Source organism: Allobosea sp. P1_B10 (genome assembly GCF_056406735.1).
This window is the reverse complement of sequence record NZ_JBFTZP010000008.1, coordinates 250,247-267,676: the sequence shown is the minus strand read 5'-3', so window position 1 is coordinate 267,676 and position 17,430 is coordinate 250,247. Positions and strand designations below refer to the sequence as shown.

Here is a 17,430-nt window from a genome sequence, read left to right as displayed (position 1 = left end):
TCTACCTGCGCTCGCCGGGCAGTCTCGCGGCTTGCTCCGGGATCAAGCCGCCCGCGAGCTGGTCGTCGGGGTCACATTCTGGTTCATGCGGAACAGGTTCGCGGGGTCGTAACGCCGCTTCAGCTCGGCAAGGCGGTGGTAGCTGGCGCCATAGGCCTGCTGGACGCGGTCGCTCTCATCGGCGGGCATGAAGTTGATATAGGCGGTGCCCGCGGAATAAGGCCGCGCCGCTTCGAAGAGTTCGCGGGCCCAGCCGATGCAGCTCTGGTCCATGGCCTGCTCGCGCCAGCGCGCATGGACGTTCATGACGAAATGCGAGCTGCGTTGCGGGAAGGCTGTCGCCTCGGCCGCGACGCGGCCCGCCTCGCCCCCGACATGGGCGATGAAGATCTCGCATTCCGGTCCCGGCAGATGTCCGGCCGCGTTCACCAGCACAGCGAGCGCCCCGTCCGAAAGCTCGGTGAAGTCGTGGCTTTTCCAGTAGTTGCGCGCGCCGGGCGCGAGCAGGGGATCGAAGGCCTGCTGCCATGCCGCGAAGGGAACCGGGGCGACGACGTCGGCGATGGGCGTTCCGATCGCGCGCAATCTCGCCGTTGCCGTCTCGCCCGCGGCGATATCGCCGCAATGGCACATCGCCAGGATCAGCACCTCCTTGCCGTGCCACTCCTCCGGCAGGAAGGGCAGCGGCGGCGCCTGCCGCATCACGACCCAGCACGTCAGTTCGTCAGGGGTGGAGGCCAGCGCCTGGCGGTATGCCTTCAGCACCATCTCCGCATCCTTGAACGGATGCACGACGAGGCCGGCCAGCACATCGGGACCGACCTTGTGGAGCGTGAACTCGAAGCGGGTCACCACCCCGAAATTGCCGCCGCCACCGCGCAGCGCCCAAAACAGCTCGGGATTTTCGGTGGCGCTGGCGCGCCGGAGTTCGCCGTCGGCCGTCACCACCTCGACCGAGACGAGGCTGTCGATTGTCAGGCCGAACTTGCGGGTGATCCAGCCGAAGCCGCCGCCCAGTGTCAGCCCGGCAATGCCGGTGGTCGAGTTGATGCCGGTTGGCACGGCAAGTCCGGCGGCCTGCGTCTGGGCGTCGATATCGGCGAGCGTCGCGCCCGGTTCCACCCAGGCACGTCGTGCCGCGGCATCGACACGGACCGACTTCATCCGCGAGAGGTCGATCATGACCCCGCCATCGCAGACCGCGTTCCCGGCAATGCCATGGCCGCCGCCCTTCACCGAGACGAGCAGGCCGTTGCCAGCGGCAAAGCGGACGGCGCTGACGACATCGGCGGCCGTCATACACCGTATGATCAGGCCCGGCCTGCGATCGACCATCCCGTTCCAGATCGCGCGCGCAGCGTCATAGTCCGAGGCGCTGGCGTCGACGAGGCTGCCGCTGAGCTGGGCGGCAAGCGCCTCGATGGCTGGAGCGTCGATCGTCGTCTTTCCGGCAGCCAGTGTCGTAAGGCTTTGGGCAGGCATGATGTTTCCTCCCGAATGGGTGTTCTTGGTGTTTGCCCCCGGCGTCCGAAATCTGCGCCCGATCCGGACGCTCGTCCGTGATCAAGGTCACACAAGCAACCCCGCGATCCCCGCCCGACGCGCTCTGTGTCCTGCCTCACAGACGCGGCGCGCCCGATCCCGCAACCAAGACCGCACCACCGACCGGACACGGCGGTGCGAGCAGCAGTGGAGCGTACGATGCACAGTCTGAAACGCGATTTCCTCGCTGTTGAAGCCGGCGCGGCGATGCTTGTCCGCCCGCGTCGCCAGCCTCGTGTTGCGGGATGGTTCCAGCGCCTTGCGATCGGGCAGATCCTGCGCGAGCAGTTCGTCTATGAAGTCCACGGCCCCTATCTTGCGGTGCCGGAGGAGGAGCCGCGCCCGCCGTCCCGCGGACGCTGGATCGGTGGATTTGCGCATTGGGCGCGCAGCCTCTCGCGCCGGATGCGCCTGCGTCGCGTGGCCGGGGACCTGTCGGGACGCGAGGACAGGTTGCTCAAGGACATCGGCCTTGCCCGCGCCGAGATCGATGCCGCAGTCTTTGGCAGCGCTACCCGCGCCCGGCAGAATTGAATCGCAGTCAAAGCTGCGAGGTGCCGTTGCTGGCGGGGCAGGCAATACAAAATGAGTGAGGACACGGCTTGCATTGTCTGATCTGTTATCATGATCAGTAAAGCAGCTTCATTGGCGTTGCTCAGGGCGCGCCGCAAGCTGTGTTGCGAAACAAGGGGGAGCAGGCGCAGGACGGCCGGGCTTTCGAGCCTGGCCCTAGGCGCCGAACCGGTATTTGAATTCTGCTATATTCAGCGCGCAGGCAGCACGATACGCGGCACGCGTGGACACGATTTACATTGCAGCGTTCTTCTCATTGTTGAAGAGATGGCAGGCATGGTGGGGCTGTTCGACTACATCTGGCGAAACAGTCGCCGCGGCCAGATCAGAATTCTTTGCGTCGTCATCCTGTCCTTCCCGATCTATTATTTCTCGTTGGATCTTCCGCGAAATATCATTTCCAATGCGCTTCAGGGCCGCGCTTTTCCCGCCGGGCAGGAGACCGCACGGCTGCTCCAGGTCACGCTGAACCTACCGGCCGCGCTGGGTGGTCCGCGCGTGCTGTTCGACGGCGTCTGGCTCGATCGCCTGTCATATCTGCTCGTGCTATCGGGGATCTTCCTGCTGCTCGTGCTCATCAACGGGCTGTTCAAATACATCATCAACATGCGCAAGGGCGCTCTTGGCGAGCGGCTGCTGCAGCACCTGCGCCTGGACCTGTTCTCGGCGCTGCTGAGCTTCAAGCCCGAGGCACTGCAGCGGATCAAACCGTCCGAGGCCGCGACGATCATCAAGGACGAGGTCGAACCGCTCGGCGGCTTCGTCGGCGATGCCTTCGTCCAGCCGGTCTTCCTGGGCGGCCAGGTGCTGACGGCGCTGATCTTCATCCTGGTGCAGAACGTGGCGTTGGGTCTCATCGCGGTGACGATGGTGGTGATCCAGGGCGCCGTCATCCCGCGCCTGCGCCGCGAGCAGATCCGCCTCGGCAAGCAGCGCCAGATGGCCTCGCGCGCCTTTGCCGGCAAGATCGGGGAGGTCGTCGAGACCTTGAGCGAGGTCTCGAACCACGGAACCTCGGCGGTCGAACGACATCAGGTCGCGCAACGGCTGGAGCTGCTCTTTGGCATCCGGTACCGGCTCTACGAGCGCAAATTCGCGGTCAAGACGCTGAACAACCTGTTGGCGCAGATCACGCCCTTCCTCTACTTCGCCGTCGGTGGCTATTTCGCGCTCAGCGGGAGCCTCGACCTCGGCCAACTCGTGGCCGTCATCGCGGCCTATCGCGACCTGCCGCCACCGGTGAAGGATCTGATCGACTGGGATCAGCAGCGGCTCGATATCGAGGCCAAGTTCCAGCAGGTCGTCGAGCATTTCGCACTGAACAGCGAGGCGCTAGCCCAAGGCGGAGTCCTGCGCGCCGATGCGCCTGCCGATTTCCCCGCCGACGCGGTGATCGTCGCGAAGGGGCTGACCGTGTTGAACCCGGCCGGCGACCACGTGCTGGACAGGGTCTCGCTGTCGCTGCCTCTGCACCGCCACATCGCGCTGTCGGGTGGGGTCAGTGAGGGTGCAGGAATCCTGGCGCAGTTGCTCGGCGGCTCGCTGAGCACAGGCGAGGGCTCGCTCACCATCGGCGGCACGCCCATTTCGGCACTTTCGCCCGAGATGCGCGGGCAGGCGATCGCCTATGCGGGCCCGGAACCCGTGATCCTCGACGGCAGCTTTCGCGACAACATTCTGTATGGCCTGCGCCGGGTCGTGTTCGATGCAAGCAATCCCGAGGGCTGGTCGATCGACAATGGCCGGGCGGGCGCGGCCGACGACGAGGAACTTGCCACCCGCCTCATCGAGGTCCTGCGCATCGTCGGGCTCGCGGAGGCGGTGTTCGGCTTCGGGCTGGCTCGCAAGCTCGATCCCGCGACGCCGGCCGATGTCGTGCTGCGCATCCGCGAGATACGCGCGCGCATCCGCGCCGGCCTTGCCGAACGGGGCGGTGGCGTCGAGATCGAGCCCTATGACCCCGCGCTCTACACCCGCAACGCGACGATCGGAGAAAACATCCTTTTCGGAGTGCCAGTCGAGCCCGCGCTGGTCGGCGCGAACCTGGCCAGCCACGCCCTGACCCGGCAGGTTCTCGCCGATCTCGGCCTGAACGACACACTGATGGAGATCGGACGACGCATCGCCGCGACGATGCTGGAAATCTTCCGCGACCTCGCGCCCGGGCATGCAATGTTCGAGTGGTTTTCCTTCATCGCGGCCGAGGAGTTCCCGGAGTATCGCGAGTTGCTGGCGCGGCTCGAAGCCGGAACGGCGGGCGAGGCCGACCGTACCAGACTGATCGGGCTGAGCCTGCTCTATGTCGAGCCTCGACACCGGCTCGGACTGCTCGACAAGACGATCGAGGACAACATCCTCGCTGCGCGCTCCGCCTTTCGCCAGCGCGCCTCCACGGATCCGAAGAATGCGATCGCGTTCTACGATCCCCAAGGCTACTGCGCCGCGGCGCCGTTGCGCGACAACATCCTGTTCGGGCTCGTCGCACATGGCGCGGCCGACGAGGTCATCCGCGACACGCTGGCCGAACTCGGGCTCGACGACGACGTCTATCGGCTCGGGCTCGAGCAGCCTGCCGGCTATGCCGGCCGGCTGCTGTTCCCGGCGATGAAGGCGCAGCTCGCACTGGCGCGCTGCATCGTCAAGCGGCCGCAACTGCTGATACTGAACAATGCGCTAGGCGCTTTCGGCCAGACCGAGGCACGGCAGATCCTGGATCGCATCCGTGGCGCCATGGCGGGCCGCACCCTGATCGTGGCGGGGCGCGACATCGGCCCCGACCATGCGTTCGACCTGTACGTCGCCTTCGACGGGGCCAGGCTGGCGGCGGCGGATGCTGCAATGGCCGGGCATCGACCCGGGACCGGTCTTGAACGCCCGGCGCCGGTCGACACCGACGAGATCCGGGTCCTGCGTTCGGTGCCGATCTTCAGTGAGCTCGACACCGCACGCCTCAAGCTGTTGGCCTTCACCAGCGAACGCGTCGTCTTCGCCGCCGGCGACGCGCTGTTTCGACAGGGGGACGAGGCAGACGCCGCCTATGTCCTGCTCTCCGGCACCGCCGACGTGGTGATCGAGACCCATGACGGCCCCGTGCGTATGTCGGGCGTCGCCCAGAACGCGATCGTCGGCGAGATGGGCCTCGTCACCGGCGACCTTCGGTCGGCGACCATCGTCGCGACCTCCGGGCTCGACACGCTCAAGCTGCGCAAGGAGATATTCCTGGCGCTGCTTGCCGAGTTCCCGCAGATGGCGCTGTCTATCATGCGGTTGATGGTCAAGCGCCTCCAGGGCAATGCGGCCGCCGCCAACCAGCGCGAGCGGGAGGACGACGACCGCGCGGCGGACTAACGGGGACCCCAGTCGCCCGCCTGCAGGCGCGACAGACCGATATCGTTCAGTGTGCGCTCGTCGAGCGGCTCGAACTTCGAGCGTGTCCGCCTGCCGCTGACTGTCTGGACGAGCCAGGATGCAGTCTTGCCGACCGCGCGGCCGAAGCCTTCGAGGAAAGGGCAGCGCCCAGCCTGATGGATCGGCTCGGGCTCGCGCCGCGGTTCAACTGCTGCTATTTCTAGGCGTGAGCGATGATGTCTGCGACCGTTTTGCAATGTGACCTCCCTGTCTAGACAGGCTCTCCGCGCATTCTTCTGTCGTCATTGCGCGTGCTGTCGGTGGGAAGTCTGTTCGGTTCTCGCTGCTTTTTCTGTGCGCGACGTCACATGTCTCGAAGGCACGTCGCAGTAGCCTTGGTGTGGCATCCGATGAGTGAGCTGGACTCTGGTCGCATCGCGCGCCTCCTGTCGGCGAACGCGTTCTTCGCGGGGCTCTCGCAGGACGCGCTGGAGCGGATTGCGGGCATGTGCCGGCCGCAGCACCTGGCGGCCCGGACGGTCCTCTTCCTGAAGGGGGATGCCAGCGACGGGCTCTACGCCATCCGCAGGGGCCAGATCCGCATCGGGTCGACCAACGATCTCGGCCAGCAGATGACGATGAACTTCCTGGGTGGAGGCGATGTCTTCGGCGAGATCGCGCTGCTCGACGGCCGCTCGCGTACGGCCGACGCGGTCGCGATGGAGGATACCGAGATGTTCTTCCTGCCGCGGCGCGACTTCCTCAACCTCCTGAAGGACGAGCCGACCATCGCGGTACAGCTGATCGAATTGCTCTGCGCCCGTCTGCGCGACCTCATCGAGCGCATGGAGGAGACCACCTTCCTGCCGGCATCGATGCGGCTGGCGCGGCGTGTGCTGATGCTGGCGACCGACTACGGCAGCGAGATCCATATCTCGCAGGATGAACTGGCCTCGCTCACCGGCGTCACCCGCGAGACCGTCAACCGCCAGCTGCAATCCTGGAAACGGGCAGGGCTGTTGTCGCTGGGTCGCAGCCGCCTGACGATCCACCACCTCGACGAGTTTCGGCGCCTGACGGCGAACGGAACGGGGTGAACGCCCGCGTTCAAGGGGCTGGCAACTCTCGGTCGGGCCCGGTCGATCGCGGCATGAAGGCAGCGGAGAAGACCGGGACCGGCTTGTCGAAACCCTTGAGGTGGCGAGGCTCGAGTTCGACGAGACGAGCGCCCGACCCGACCGCACGCGCTGCGACGCGGTCGACCAGGATCTCCGTGTCACGGGCACTTGAACAGAGCCGCGAGGCGAGGTTCACGACGTTGCCGATCGCGGTGTAGTCGAGGCGGCCCTCCGAGCCGATACGCCCGACGGTGGCTGGGCCCATCGCGATCCCGACGCCGAAGCCCAGCCTGCCGTCGAGATCGCGCCAGTCGGCCAAGAGCGCCTGCACGCGCGCCTGCATGTCGCCCGCCATCCTGACCGCCAGCAGCGCGGGGGCCTCGCAAGGGACCGGCGCGTTGACGAGGACCATCACGCCGTCGCCGGAAAAACTCGTCAGCGTCGCGCCATGCTCGCTGACCACGCGCTGGAGGGCGTCGTAGTAGTCGCCGAGCACGCCGATCACGGTCTCGGGTTCGCTGCGCGCGGAGAACGCCGTGAAGCCTCGCAGGTCACAGAACACCACCACGACGTCGACGCGCCGGCCGTCGAGCAGGTGGTCGTCGCCGACGCGATCGACAAGTTCGGCGACCTGCGGCGCGAGAAAGCGCCTGAGGCGGCTGATACGTTCCGAGCGCTCCTGCGAAACTGCAAGTTCGCCGGCCATGGCGTTTAGCCGTTCCGCGACCCGCTCGAACTCGTCATTGGTCGCAAGCTCGATGCGGTGGTCGAACTGCCCGGCCCCGATGCGAGCGACCCCGTCCTCGAGAAGCCGGATCGGCCTGATCATGCGCTGCGTCAGCCAGTAGGCGAGGAGGCCGGCAAGCGCCGCGCCGGCGATGAGCAAGGCCCCGGTGCGCCGGAGCGCCACATAGATCGGACCGAACGCCTCGGCGACCGGCTGCTTGACGATGACGGTCCAGTCGACGCCGGGGATCGTCGCCATGGCGGCGAGGACCGCGACCCCTGCACTGTCGCGGCCGGCGATCGCCTCGCCCGAGCGGCGCAGGATGCCGGCGCGCAGCTCCCGCAGCGGCCGCGCCACGGCTTCGTCTGCTCGCAGCACCAGGCTGAGATCGGGATGGGCGACGAGACGCCCTGGCTGGTCGAGCACGAAGGCCTCGCCGGTCTGCCCGATGCGGATCGCCGAGACCACGTCGCGGATGAATTTGAGATTGATCTCCGCGACGGCAACGCCCACCGCCGAACGATTGCCCGCCATGGCGATCGTCATGAAGGGTTCCGAGCCACCCTGGAACGTCACGGGCCCGTACCAGACATGGCCGGCGCGGGCCCCCGCCACCGCCGGGTCCGACTGCAGGTCGATGCCGCTCTCGGTCCGGTTCAGCCCGATGCGGGACACGAAAAGCCGCTCCTTGCCAGCGGCGTCGACGAGCGCGAGGTTGACCGCGGCCGGCACCTGCCGCAGCAGGCGCAGGGCATCGAGCCGACGGCGCTCATCGGCGCTCTCGGACCATGGCAGCTGCACCGTCCAGCCGAGCTGATCGCGGATCCCGTCCAGGAAATCCTGTATCCGGGCGGCCGCGGACTGGGCTTCGGCCTCAAGGCGCTCGTTCAGCCGGGCGCGCCGGTCCTGATAGCCGAACCATGCCTCGCTCGCGCCGGCGATGACGAGCGGCACCACGACCGCCGCGAACAGGGCGAGAAAATACTTCGCGAACAGCGACGTCCTGGGGCTGTGGCGTAGGTTGGGCACCGTGTCAGCTCATGCACCGGCTCGCCGGCTGGTTCGTTCGGCCCGACCCCTCTTCGCGCAGGCTCATTCGATCACGCCATCGGCGCTGCTCAGAAGCGAGGGGGGAAAGGGTGTACCCAGCGCCGAGGCGGCCTTGAGGTTGAGAAACAGCTCGACCTTGGTGACACGCTGGACCGGCAGGTTGGCGGGCCGCTCGCCCTTGATGATGCGCCCGGCATACATGCCGGTGTGGCGATGGGACTGCTCGAAATCGCCGCCATAGCTCATCAGTCCCCCGGCCATGGGGAAGTCGCGCGACTGGGTAATGGCCGGGATCCCGTGGCGTGCGGCGAGGGCGGCAAGCTGGCGGCTGCGATAGGCGAAATACGGGTCGGAGGTGAAGATCAGCCCACCCACGCCGGCCTCTGCCGCGCCCGCAAACAGGGCGTCGAACCCGGCCTCGGTGCTGGCGGTGATGATCTTGAGCTGCAAGCCCAGGCTGGCCGCCGCCGCCCGGAGATTGCGCAGCTGCGACTCGGAGGTGGGACTGGTCGGGTTCACCGCGACCGCAAAGGTTCCGGACTGCGGGCTGAACTCCCTCATGAACTCCACCCGCTTGCGAGAAACCTCCACGCTCAGGCTGGAGACGCCGGTGAGGTTGCCCCCCGGGCGCGACAGGCTGTCGACCAGGCCGAGCGCTACAGGGTCACCGCCCAACTCGAAGACGATCGGAATCGTCGCGGTCGCGGACTTCGCCGCCAGCGCGACCTCGGCGCCGCCGGGCGCGACGATCACGCTGACCTGGCGGCTGACGAGATCGAGCGCCAGCGCTGGCAGCCGCGCATACTCGCCCTCCGCCCAGCGAAATTCGATCGCGACATTGCGCCCCTCGACGAAACCCATGTCGGCTAGCCCCGCGCGGAAGGCCTTGAGCCGGCTGGCATAGGCCTCGGGCGACTCCGAGCCGAGATATCCGATGACCGGCAGGGCAGGCTGCTGCGCGGCGGCGGCCGTCGGCAGTATGGCCGCGCCGCCGAGCAGCCCGACGAATTCGCGCCGACTGACCCGACCTGGATTGCGAGGACAGCTGGAAGGCATGAAACGCAAGGCCATCCTCCCCTCGGACAGCAAACGTAACCCGGAAGCGCCCGGACCCGTCGCCCGGGTTTCCCGGGCGGAGGCCAGAGGCCGTGCGGCCAGACTGACTATATCCGATTTTCGGCGGCGGGGTCGCGGTTTCGTTGCGCGCTGCGTGCGCCGCCGCCTTGCATTGGCCCGCCCTGCCTCCCGGGCTAGGCTATGCTCCAACCATGCCGGTCGCCCCGCCGCGATGCGGCCGGTTGACGTGCACTATCATTCGGGGAGAGCGGGATTGTCGGCAGAGACGGGCGATAGGTTTGCGCTGCGGGGCCGCGTGGCCCTCGTCACCGGAGCGTCCAGCGGCATCGGACGCCACCTTGCATTGACGCTGGCCGCGTCGGGGGCTGCGGTCGCGCTGGCGGCGCGTCGCGTCGAGCGGCTCGACGAGACGCAGCAGCAGATCGAGGCGGCGGGCGGGCGGGCCTGCCGGGTGGCGCTCGACGTCACCGACCGCGCCAGCGTCGAGGCCGGCGTGGCCCAGGCCGAAGCCGCGCTCGGCCCGATCGATGTGCTCGTCAACAATGCCGGCATCGCCGAGCCGCAGCCTTTTCTGGACATGACGGAAGAGGCCTGGAGCAAGGTCGTCGACACCGATCTGACGGGTGTGTGGCGCGTGGCGCAGGTCGTCGCGCGGCGCATGGCCAAGGGCAAGGGCGGCTCGATCATCAACATCGCCTCGGTGCTCGGCCTTGCGCCCCAGCGATACCAGGCGAACTACGGGGCAGCGAAAGCGGGCGTGATCCAGCTGACGCGCGTCATGGCGCTCGAACTCGCCCGCGCGCAGATCCGCGTCAACGCGATAGCACCGGGCTATTTCGAGACCGAGATCAACGCCGACTTCTTCGCGAGCGAACCCGGGAAGGCCTATGTCGAGCGCCTGCTGCCGCAGCGGCTCGGCTCGCTGGCCGAGCTTGACGGCATGGTCCTGCTGCTGGCCTCCGATGCCGGCCGGTTCATCACCGGCACGGTCATGCCCGTTGATGGCGGAGCTCTGCTGAAGGGTTTTTAGCCCCGTAGCGAACTGCGGATGGCGTCCAGCCAGACAAGGACCGCCTGCGCACCGGGATCGACATTGCCGATGGCCCTGTCGCCAAGATAGCTGGCGCGGCCGCGCCGGGAGGCGTGGCGCGCAGCGTCCTGCATTCCCTGGCGGCCCGCCTCGATCGATTCCTCCAGCGAGCGGCCCGCGACTGCCGCATCGGCTGCCGGCAGCAGGGCGTCGAGCATGGTGCCGTCCCCGACGCGCGAGCGGCCGAGTTCTGCGATCTTGTTTGCGCCCGCGAGCAGGCAGGCCGCCCAGCCGGCGCCATCGCGCCTCGCCATGGCGGCGCTGAGAATGCCGGCGCCGTAGAGCGCACCGGAGGTGCCGCCGACATCGCGGCGGACGATTTCCGCAACTTCTGCCAGCAGCGAGGCGGGGTCCAGTTGCTCGAGCCGGGCTTGCGCGGCGCGGACGGCCCTGGCGCCGCGTGCGAGGTTGATGCCGATATCGCCATCGCCGACGGCGCGGTCGAGTTCGGTCAGGTCGTCTTCCGCCGCCTCGATTTCGGCCATGGCCCGCATCAGGCAGCGCAGGGCGACGGGATCCGGCGTTCCGTCGGCAAAGCGGGTTCGTGCCGGGGCGGAAAGCGGGATCGTCTGGATCTCAGTTGGCTTCGTGCCGGGCTTCCAGGCGGGGGCGGGGGCATCGAGCAGCGCGACCATGGCCTCGTCGACGGGCAGAACGCTGATGGAAATGCCTGGCATTTCGAGCGCGGTGAGGTAGCGGCCGACGAACACACGCTCGACCAGGAGCCCAGCCGCCTCGGCGCGTGTCAGGGCCTCATTCGCCACGATCAGGAGTTCCATGGGCGTGGTCGCGCCGAGATCGTTGACCAGCAGCGCGACGCGGTCGCCCTGCGCCAGCCCGGCGAAGATCTGGCTGCAGATGTCGGCGACGATCACGCGCGCGGGCTGGATTGTCTCCCGGCGCACGCCGGGCTCGCCATGGATGCCGAGGCCGAACTCGATCTCGTCATCGGGCAGTGTGAAGTTCGGCTTCCCTGCGGCTGGCACGATGCAGGTCCCGAGCGCGACCCCCATGCTCGCGAGCCCGCCAACGGCGCGTTCGCCCAGCGCCTTGAGCTCGGACAGCGGGGCCCGGTTCTCGGCCGCTGCGCCCAGAAGCTTGTGGACCAGCACCGTGCCGGCGATGCCGCGCTTGCCGGCGGTGTCGTCGCCGGCCGACAGGGCCGCGTCGTCGGCGACCACGACCATCTCGGCCTTGATGCCTTCGGCGCGCGCGAGCTCTGCCGCCAGTCCGAAATTGAGGCAGTCGCCGGTATAGTTCTTGACGATCAGCAAGGCGCCGGCGGGGCCCGCGACCGCGCGGATCGCTGCGAGAACCGCGTCGACGGAGGGTGAGGTGAAGACGTCCCCGCAGACTGCGGCGCTCAGCATGCCGGGGCCGACATAGCCGGCATGAGCGGGCTCGTGCCCGGAGCCACCGCCCGAGATCAGCGCGACCTTGCCCGCGGCTGCCAGCTCCCGCGCATCGGCGCGCAGGACGACGCGCTGGCCTTCGAGGCGCGCGAGGCCCGGCGTCGTGCGCAGCAGGCCGGCGAGCAGGTCGTCGACGACATCGGCGACTTCGTTGACGAGTTTCTTCATGCTGTCAGCCTCTGTCCTGCGACGCCTCGATCACGCCAGCCGATTCCGGCCGCGCCCATCGATGCGATATTGCCCTGAACCGTGGCTCAGACAGAAGCCTTCCTTTGAGCGGCTGTTGGCTATCGACATCGCAGCGCAGGTTCGCGCCTCAGGATGCCAGTTCGCCGTGGTTGATGCGAGCGACGTCGAGGAAGGCCCGGATCGTCTTGTTGTCGCGGCGCTCGCTGAGGCAGATCAGGGCTTCCTCCATCAGGATCGGCGGGCCTTCGAGCGCGATGCACGCGAGGCCTCGACCCTCGCCGAGTTCGGCCTGCGAGACGAAGCCTATGCCGGCGCCAGCCGCGACGATGTCGAGCACGGCCTCCCGGCCCTCGACCTCGATGCTGTAGCGCAGGTTCACGCCAAGTTGGGCCGCGCGCTGTTCCAGCAGCCGCCGGGTTCGCGAGCCGCTCTCGCGCATCACCAGCGGCAGCGTGGCGACCTCGTTCAGCGACAGCGTCTCGCGGGACGCCTGCGGGTGAGCGGCTGCGACAACGGCGATGATCGGCGTGGCGTTGAGCGGGATGAACTCGAAATCGCGATGGGGCGCCATGTCGCCGAGCACGCCGATATCGGCCTCGTAACTCCGCAACCGGGCCACGATGGTCTCGGTGTTTCCGCCGCTGACCGCCATCTGCACGCCGGGATGGCGCTCGCGGAATGCCGTGAGAACCGGCAGGACATGGTGCATCGAGTCGACGGCGAGCCGCAGGGTGCCAAGCCGCTCGGCCCGCGATTCCGAGAGCAACTCGCGCGCCTCATGCTCGGCGTCGAAGAGGCGATGCGTCACCGCCAGCAGTTTGTCCCCCATCGCCGTCAGGGCGATCTGGCGGTTCTGCCGGCTGAACAGAAGGACGTCATACTCCTCCTCGAGCTTGCGGACCTGATCCGAGATCGCGGGCTGGGTCAGGTTGAGTTCGCTGGCGGCGCGCGAAAATCCGCCAGAGATGGCCACCTGATGGAAGGCGCGGAGCTGGACATAGCGCATCGAAAAGGCCTGAAGATGGTAGCAGGAGGGTAAACCGTCTCTCTGATCATATAACGATTCAGCTTATGTAACGATCAAAAATAACGATTTTGCAGATGGATCCGATTGCGGGATGGTGGCGCCATTCGAAATGGGGAGGCGGCTTCAGGCATCCTTCCGGGGAATCGAGAGCCATGGCCACCAGCACCGCAAAGATCGTCCATACAGAGGGTGAATCGAACACCTCGGCCGCACGCGGCGCCTGGTCAGCGGGGATCGACGACGCGGCGACGAAAAGCCTGCTGGCGCGAGATTCCGGCGCCTTCCTGCACCAGAGCCTGTCGAGCCCCTGCGTCACGGCAATCGCCAAGGCCGAAGGCATCTGGATCGAGGATACGACCGGGCGGCGCTACATGGATTTCCATGGCAACAGCGTCCACCACATCGGCTACGGCCATCCGCGACTGAAGGAGGCCATCAAGAAGCAGATCGACGACCTCTGCTTCGCACCGCGCCGCTTCACCTGCGAGCCCGCAGTCGAACTGGCCGAGACGCTCGGCAAGCTCGCGCCGGGCGATCTCGGCAAGGTGCTGTTCACGACCGGCGGCTCGGACGCCATCGAGGTGGCGCTGCGGCTGGCCCGCGCCGCGACCGGGCGCTTCAAGACGCTATCCTTCTGGGACGCCTTCCATGGCGCTGGCTTTGGCGCCTCGAGCGTGGGCGGCGAGGCGACCTTCCGTTCGGGGATTGCAGGGCCACTGCTGCCGGGCGCGGAACATGTCGCGCCCTGGGCCAGCCATCACTGCGCCTATGGCCACAACAGCCTCGAGGATTCCGCCCGCGCCTGCGCCAGCATGATCTCCTATGTGCTGGGCCGCGAAGGCGATTTTGCCGCCGTCGTCGCCGAGCCGATGCGGGCGACGCCCAATCCTCCGGCGCCGGGCTTCTGGAAGCTCGTCCGCGAGGCTTGCGACCGGCACGGCACGCTCCTGATCTTCGACGAGATTCCGACCGGGCTTGGCAAGACCGGCCGCTTCTTCACCAGCGAGCATGACGGCGTGACGCCCGATATCCTCGTCGTCGGCAAGGCGCTCGGCGGCGGCATCCTGCCGATCGCCGCGGTGATCGCGCGGCGCGATCTCGACGTCGCCGGCGATTTTGCGATCGGCCACTACACCCATGAGAAGAACCCGGTCACGACACGGGCGGCGCTGACCACCATCGCGATCATCCGCGAGGAAGGCTTGCCGGAACGCGCCGCGGAACTCGGCAATGCGGCCATGGCGCGGCTGCGCGCCTTCGGCGAGGGCTCGCCGCATGTCGGCGACGTCCGCGGGCGCGGGCTCATGTTCGGTGTCGAGATCGTTTCCGACAAGAACGACATGGCGCCCGATAACGCGCTGGCCGAGCGGGTCTATTACCGCTGTCTCGAGGCGGGGCTGAGCTTCAAGATCAGCCAGGGCAACGTGCTGACCCTGTCGCCGCCGCTGGTGATCGCTCAGTCCGACCTCGACCGGGCACTCGACATCGTCGAGACCGCCATCGCCGCCGGCTGAGGCCGATGCGTCCAGACAATCCGCCCAACCGCGAGGCTCTACGATGAAGGCTGTCCGCACGGACCGCGAACTGGAATGCCCCGAGATCGACGCCGGCCTGCTGGCGCGCGGCGTCGATCTCGTCACCCTGCCTGACGGCATCCCCGAGGACGAACTGATCGCCGAGGTCGCGGACGCCGACCTGCTGTTGATGTGCTACACGCCGATCACTGCCCGCGTCATCGCGGCGGCACCCAAGCTCAAGGGCATCGTCAAATACGGCGTCGGCATCGATGCCATCGACATTCCCGCGGCGATCGCTCGCGGCATCCCGGTCGTCAACGTGCCCGAATATGCCGAGGAGACGGTCGCCGAGGGCGCGTTTGCCCTGATGATCGCGCTCGCCAAGCGCCTGCCCGAGCTCGGCCGCGCCATGAACCGGGACGGCTGGGTCTGGCCTCAGGAGCGTTGGCTAGGCCGCGATATCGCCGGCGCGACGCTCGGGCTTGTGGGAGCAGGCAAGATCGGCCGCAGCATGGCGCGCATGGCGGGCCAGGGATTTCGAGCACGCGTACTGGGCTATGATCCCCATGTCGATCGCGAGACATTGGCGGCAGCCGGGATCGAGAAGGTGGATGATCTCCATGAGATGCTGCGCCAGTGCGATTTCGTCTCGCTGCACAGTGTGCTCAACGACGCCAGCCGCGGCGTCATCGGCCGGGCGGAACTCGCCTGCATGAAGCCCTCAGCGGTGTTGATCAACGTCTCGCGCGGCGCCTTGATCGACGAGGCGGCGCTGGTCGAGGCTGTTGTCGCAGGCAAGCTCGGCGGCGTCGGGCTGGACGTCTATTCGCTGGAGCCGCTGGCCAAGGCCGGGCATCCGATGAGCCCGCTCTTCGGGCTCGATAACGTCATCCTGTTCCCGCATTTGACCTTCTTCACCCATGAGGCGATGCGGCGGCTCTCCGACGACACGCTGGCGCGCTGCTTCGAGGTTCTGGACGGGCGCCCGGTGCAGATCCGCTCGCGTGATCCGCGCCTGCGCGCCCAGCGCCAGAACGTCGCCTTCGCCTGATCAGCGGTCTCGCGCGCCCGCGCCGCCCTATTCGGCGGCGTGGAGCAGGCGCGTGCCCTGGAGCAGTCCGCGGCGCTCCAGCAGGCCATGCACGGTTGCAGCGATATGGGCGTCGATGCGCTTGAGGTCGCGGGTGATATCGAGCTGGAGTGCGCTGACGGCCAGCGCCTCCACCTTGCCCGTGCGCATCTGTGTCAGATGGCGCTCGACAGCGGCCCGCTCGAGATCGCGAAACGTCTCCTTCTCCCGGATCAGCCGACGCGCCATCGCCTCGTCCTGCGAGATGAAGACGTTGACGGCCAGGCGCAGATGCTTGCGCAGCCGGTCATGCATCTCCGCAATCCGCTCGAGATCGTCCTCCGGCAGGCGACGCTGGTCGCGGATGCGCTTGCTCGCCATCTGCATCAGGTTCTTCTCGATGATGTCGCCGACATGCTCGAGATTGATGGCGAGCGAGAGCAGGGCGGACAGCCGCTCGTCCTCGACCTCGCTGAGCGTCTCGTGGCTGATCGCCCCGACATAGAGCTGGATCTGGTTGTAGAGGCTGTCGAGCACATCGTCGGCGCGGCTGACCTGGATCGGCTTGCTGGCATCGTCGCTGCCGAAGGCGACTTGCGAGGCACTCAGCATGTCCTCGACGACATCGGCCATGCGCAGGACTTCGCGCGTGGCGTTCGACAATGCGATCCCCGGCGTCTTGAGAGCCGAACGATCGAGATAGCGTGAGCGCGAGGGATCGCTGTCGGGCGAGGCGTCGGGAAAGACGCGGGTCAGCAGCCGCGCAACCGCGTGCAACGGCAACAGGAAGGCGAGCGCCATTACCAGGTTGAAGCCGAGATGGGCGAAGGCCGCGGCCTGAAGCGGAGAAATCGCGAGCCGCTCGAGCTGTGGCACGATGAAGGGCAGCAGGGCCAGGCCGGCGAGGCAGCCGATGAGGCGGTTGGCGACGTTGCCGACGGGAACGCGCCGCGCCGCCGGCTCTCCCTTGAGCGACTGTACCAGCGGGTTCATCGCGGTGCCGAGATTGCAGCCGAGCACCATCGCCAGGGTGGTGTCGAGGCCGATGACACCCGCTCCGCCCAGGCTCATCACGACCAGGATGCCGGCGACGGATGAATGGGCCGCCCAACTCAGCAGGGCGGCCAGCAGCAGCGCGATGAGCGGGTCGTGGGACAAGGCGCCGAGCACGGTCTTCAGTGTCTGCGAATGCTCGACCGGCTGCATGGTCGCCTGCATCAGCCGCAGCGTCAGCAGCATCAGGCCCAGTCCGAAGACCGCGCGGGCGAATTCGCGAGGGGCGACGCCACTGAACTTGCGCAGGCCGATATAGCCGGCGAGCAGCAGCAGCGGGATCGCGGTGCTGGTGTCGAAGCTGACGAACTGGACGATCAGCGTGGTGCCGACATTGGCGCCCAGCATCATCGCCAGCGCCGGCGCCAGCGCGATGAGGCCGGATTCCGCGAAGGAGGCGATCATCATTGCCGTGGCGGTGCTCGACTGGAGCCCCGCCGTGACCAGGACGCCGGCGGCAAAGGCGCGCCAGCGGCTGTTGAGGCTCTCGGTCAGGAGCGAGCGCAGCCGGCTGCCGAAGGCAGCCGAGACGCCGGCGGTGACGAGCCGGACGCTCCAAAGCAGCAAGACCACTTCGCCTGCCAGTGCCAGGAGGATCTGCGTCGGCGTCTGTCCAGGCATGGTGCGGCCTTCCCGTC

At 67.6% G+C, this 17,430-nt stretch carries 12 protein-coding genes; 6 read left to right on the top strand and 6 right to left on the bottom strand.

Translation table 11 applies throughout. The features are described 5' to 3' along the window. Nucleotides 1-42: 42 nt before the first annotated feature. Nucleotides 43-1,482 carry an FAD-binding oxidoreductase gene (locus AC1D2L_RS17810; protein ID WP_476847225.1) on the bottom strand — a complete coding sequence of 480 codons (1,440 nt, stop codon included), beginning with the start codon at nucleotides 1,480-1,482 and terminating at the stop codon, nucleotides 43-45. Between the two features lie 219 nt (nucleotides 1,483-1,701). Here AC1D2L_RS17810 and AC1D2L_RS17805 point away from each other — a divergent pair, with 219 nt between their 5' ends. The 3 genes from AC1D2L_RS17805 (at nucleotide 1,702) to AC1D2L_RS17795 (ending at nucleotide 6,560) form a co-directional block, all read left to right on the top strand. Further along, complete coding sequence (locus AC1D2L_RS17805) at nucleotides 1,702-2,076, top strand: hypothetical protein (RefSeq protein WP_476847224.1); 375 nt, start codon at nucleotides 1,702-1,704, stop codon at nucleotides 2,074-2,076. Between the two features lie 315 nt (nucleotides 2,077-2,391). Continuing rightward, nucleotides 2,392-5,463, top strand: coding sequence for a cyclic nucleotide-binding domain-containing protein (locus AC1D2L_RS17800; protein ID WP_476847223.1), 3,072 nt, complete (start codon nucleotides 2,392-2,394; stop codon nucleotides 5,461-5,463). 410 nt (nucleotides 5,464-5,873) lie between these two features. Further along, nucleotides 5,874-6,560, top strand: a complete 687-nt coding sequence (locus tag AC1D2L_RS17795; protein WP_476847222.1) for a Crp/Fnr family transcriptional regulator — start codon at nucleotides 5,874-5,876, stop codon at nucleotides 6,558-6,560. Nucleotides 6,561-6,570: 10 nt separating this feature from the next. On the opposite strand, the gene AC1D2L_RS17790 is transcribed toward AC1D2L_RS17795, so the two are convergent. Then, nucleotides 6,571-8,337 carry a cache domain-containing protein gene (locus tag AC1D2L_RS17790; RefSeq protein ID WP_476847221.1) on the bottom strand — a complete coding sequence of 589 codons (1,767 nt, stop codon included), beginning with the start codon at nucleotides 8,335-8,337 and terminating at the stop codon, nucleotides 6,571-6,573. Between the two features lie 63 nt (nucleotides 8,338-8,400). After that, the gene (locus tag AC1D2L_RS17785) at nucleotides 8,401-9,414 is read right to left on the bottom strand and encodes an ABC transporter substrate-binding protein (RefSeq protein WP_476847220.1); all 1,014 of its coding nucleotides are present in this window, start codon (nucleotides 9,412-9,414) and stop codon (nucleotides 8,401-8,403) included. A gap of 274 nt (nucleotides 9,415-9,688) precedes the next feature. On the opposite strand from AC1D2L_RS17785, the gene AC1D2L_RS17780 reads away from it, so the two are divergent. Then, nucleotides 9,689-10,465, top strand: coding sequence for an SDR family NAD(P)-dependent oxidoreductase (locus AC1D2L_RS17780; protein WP_476847219.1), 777 nt, complete (start codon nucleotides 9,689-9,691; stop codon nucleotides 10,463-10,465). Here AC1D2L_RS17780 and AC1D2L_RS17775 read toward each other — a convergent pair. Continuing rightward, nucleotides 10,462-12,105 (bottom strand): dihydroxyacetone kinase family protein, encoded by a 1,644-nt coding sequence (locus tag AC1D2L_RS17775; RefSeq protein ID WP_476847218.1) that lies wholly within the window; start codon nucleotides 12,103-12,105, stop codon nucleotides 10,462-10,464. The two genes, AC1D2L_RS17780 and AC1D2L_RS17775, sit on opposite strands and share 4 nt — an antisense overlap. 148 nt (nucleotides 12,106-12,253) lie before the next feature. Next, nucleotides 12,254-13,132, bottom strand: a complete 879-nt coding sequence (locus tag AC1D2L_RS17770) for a LysR substrate-binding domain-containing protein (RefSeq protein ID WP_476847217.1) — start codon at nucleotides 13,130-13,132, stop codon at nucleotides 12,254-12,256. Between the two features lie 173 nt (nucleotides 13,133-13,305). On the opposite strand from AC1D2L_RS17770, the gene pbfA reads away from it, so the two are divergent. Together pbfA and AC1D2L_RS17760 are read left to right on the top strand one after the other, a co-directional pair. Next, entirely contained in the window at nucleotides 13,306-14,667 is a 1,362-nt protein-coding gene (gene pbfA, locus AC1D2L_RS17765) for a (R)-1-hydroxy-2-aminoethylphosphonate ammonia-lyase (protein ID WP_476847216.1), read from the top strand. Between the two features lie 43 nt (nucleotides 14,668-14,710). Beyond that, on the top strand, nucleotides 14,711-15,721 hold the full coding sequence (locus AC1D2L_RS17760) for a 2-hydroxyacid dehydrogenase (RefSeq protein ID WP_476847215.1): 1,011 nt from the start codon (nucleotides 14,711-14,713) through the stop codon (nucleotides 15,719-15,721). 27 nt (nucleotides 15,722-15,748) lie between these two features. On the opposite strand, the gene AC1D2L_RS17755 is transcribed toward AC1D2L_RS17760, so the two are convergent. Beyond that, entirely contained in the window at nucleotides 15,749-17,413 is a 1,665-nt protein-coding gene (locus tag AC1D2L_RS17755; protein WP_476847214.1) for a Na/Pi cotransporter family protein, read from the bottom strand. Nucleotides 17,414-17,430: the final 17 nt, after the last annotated feature.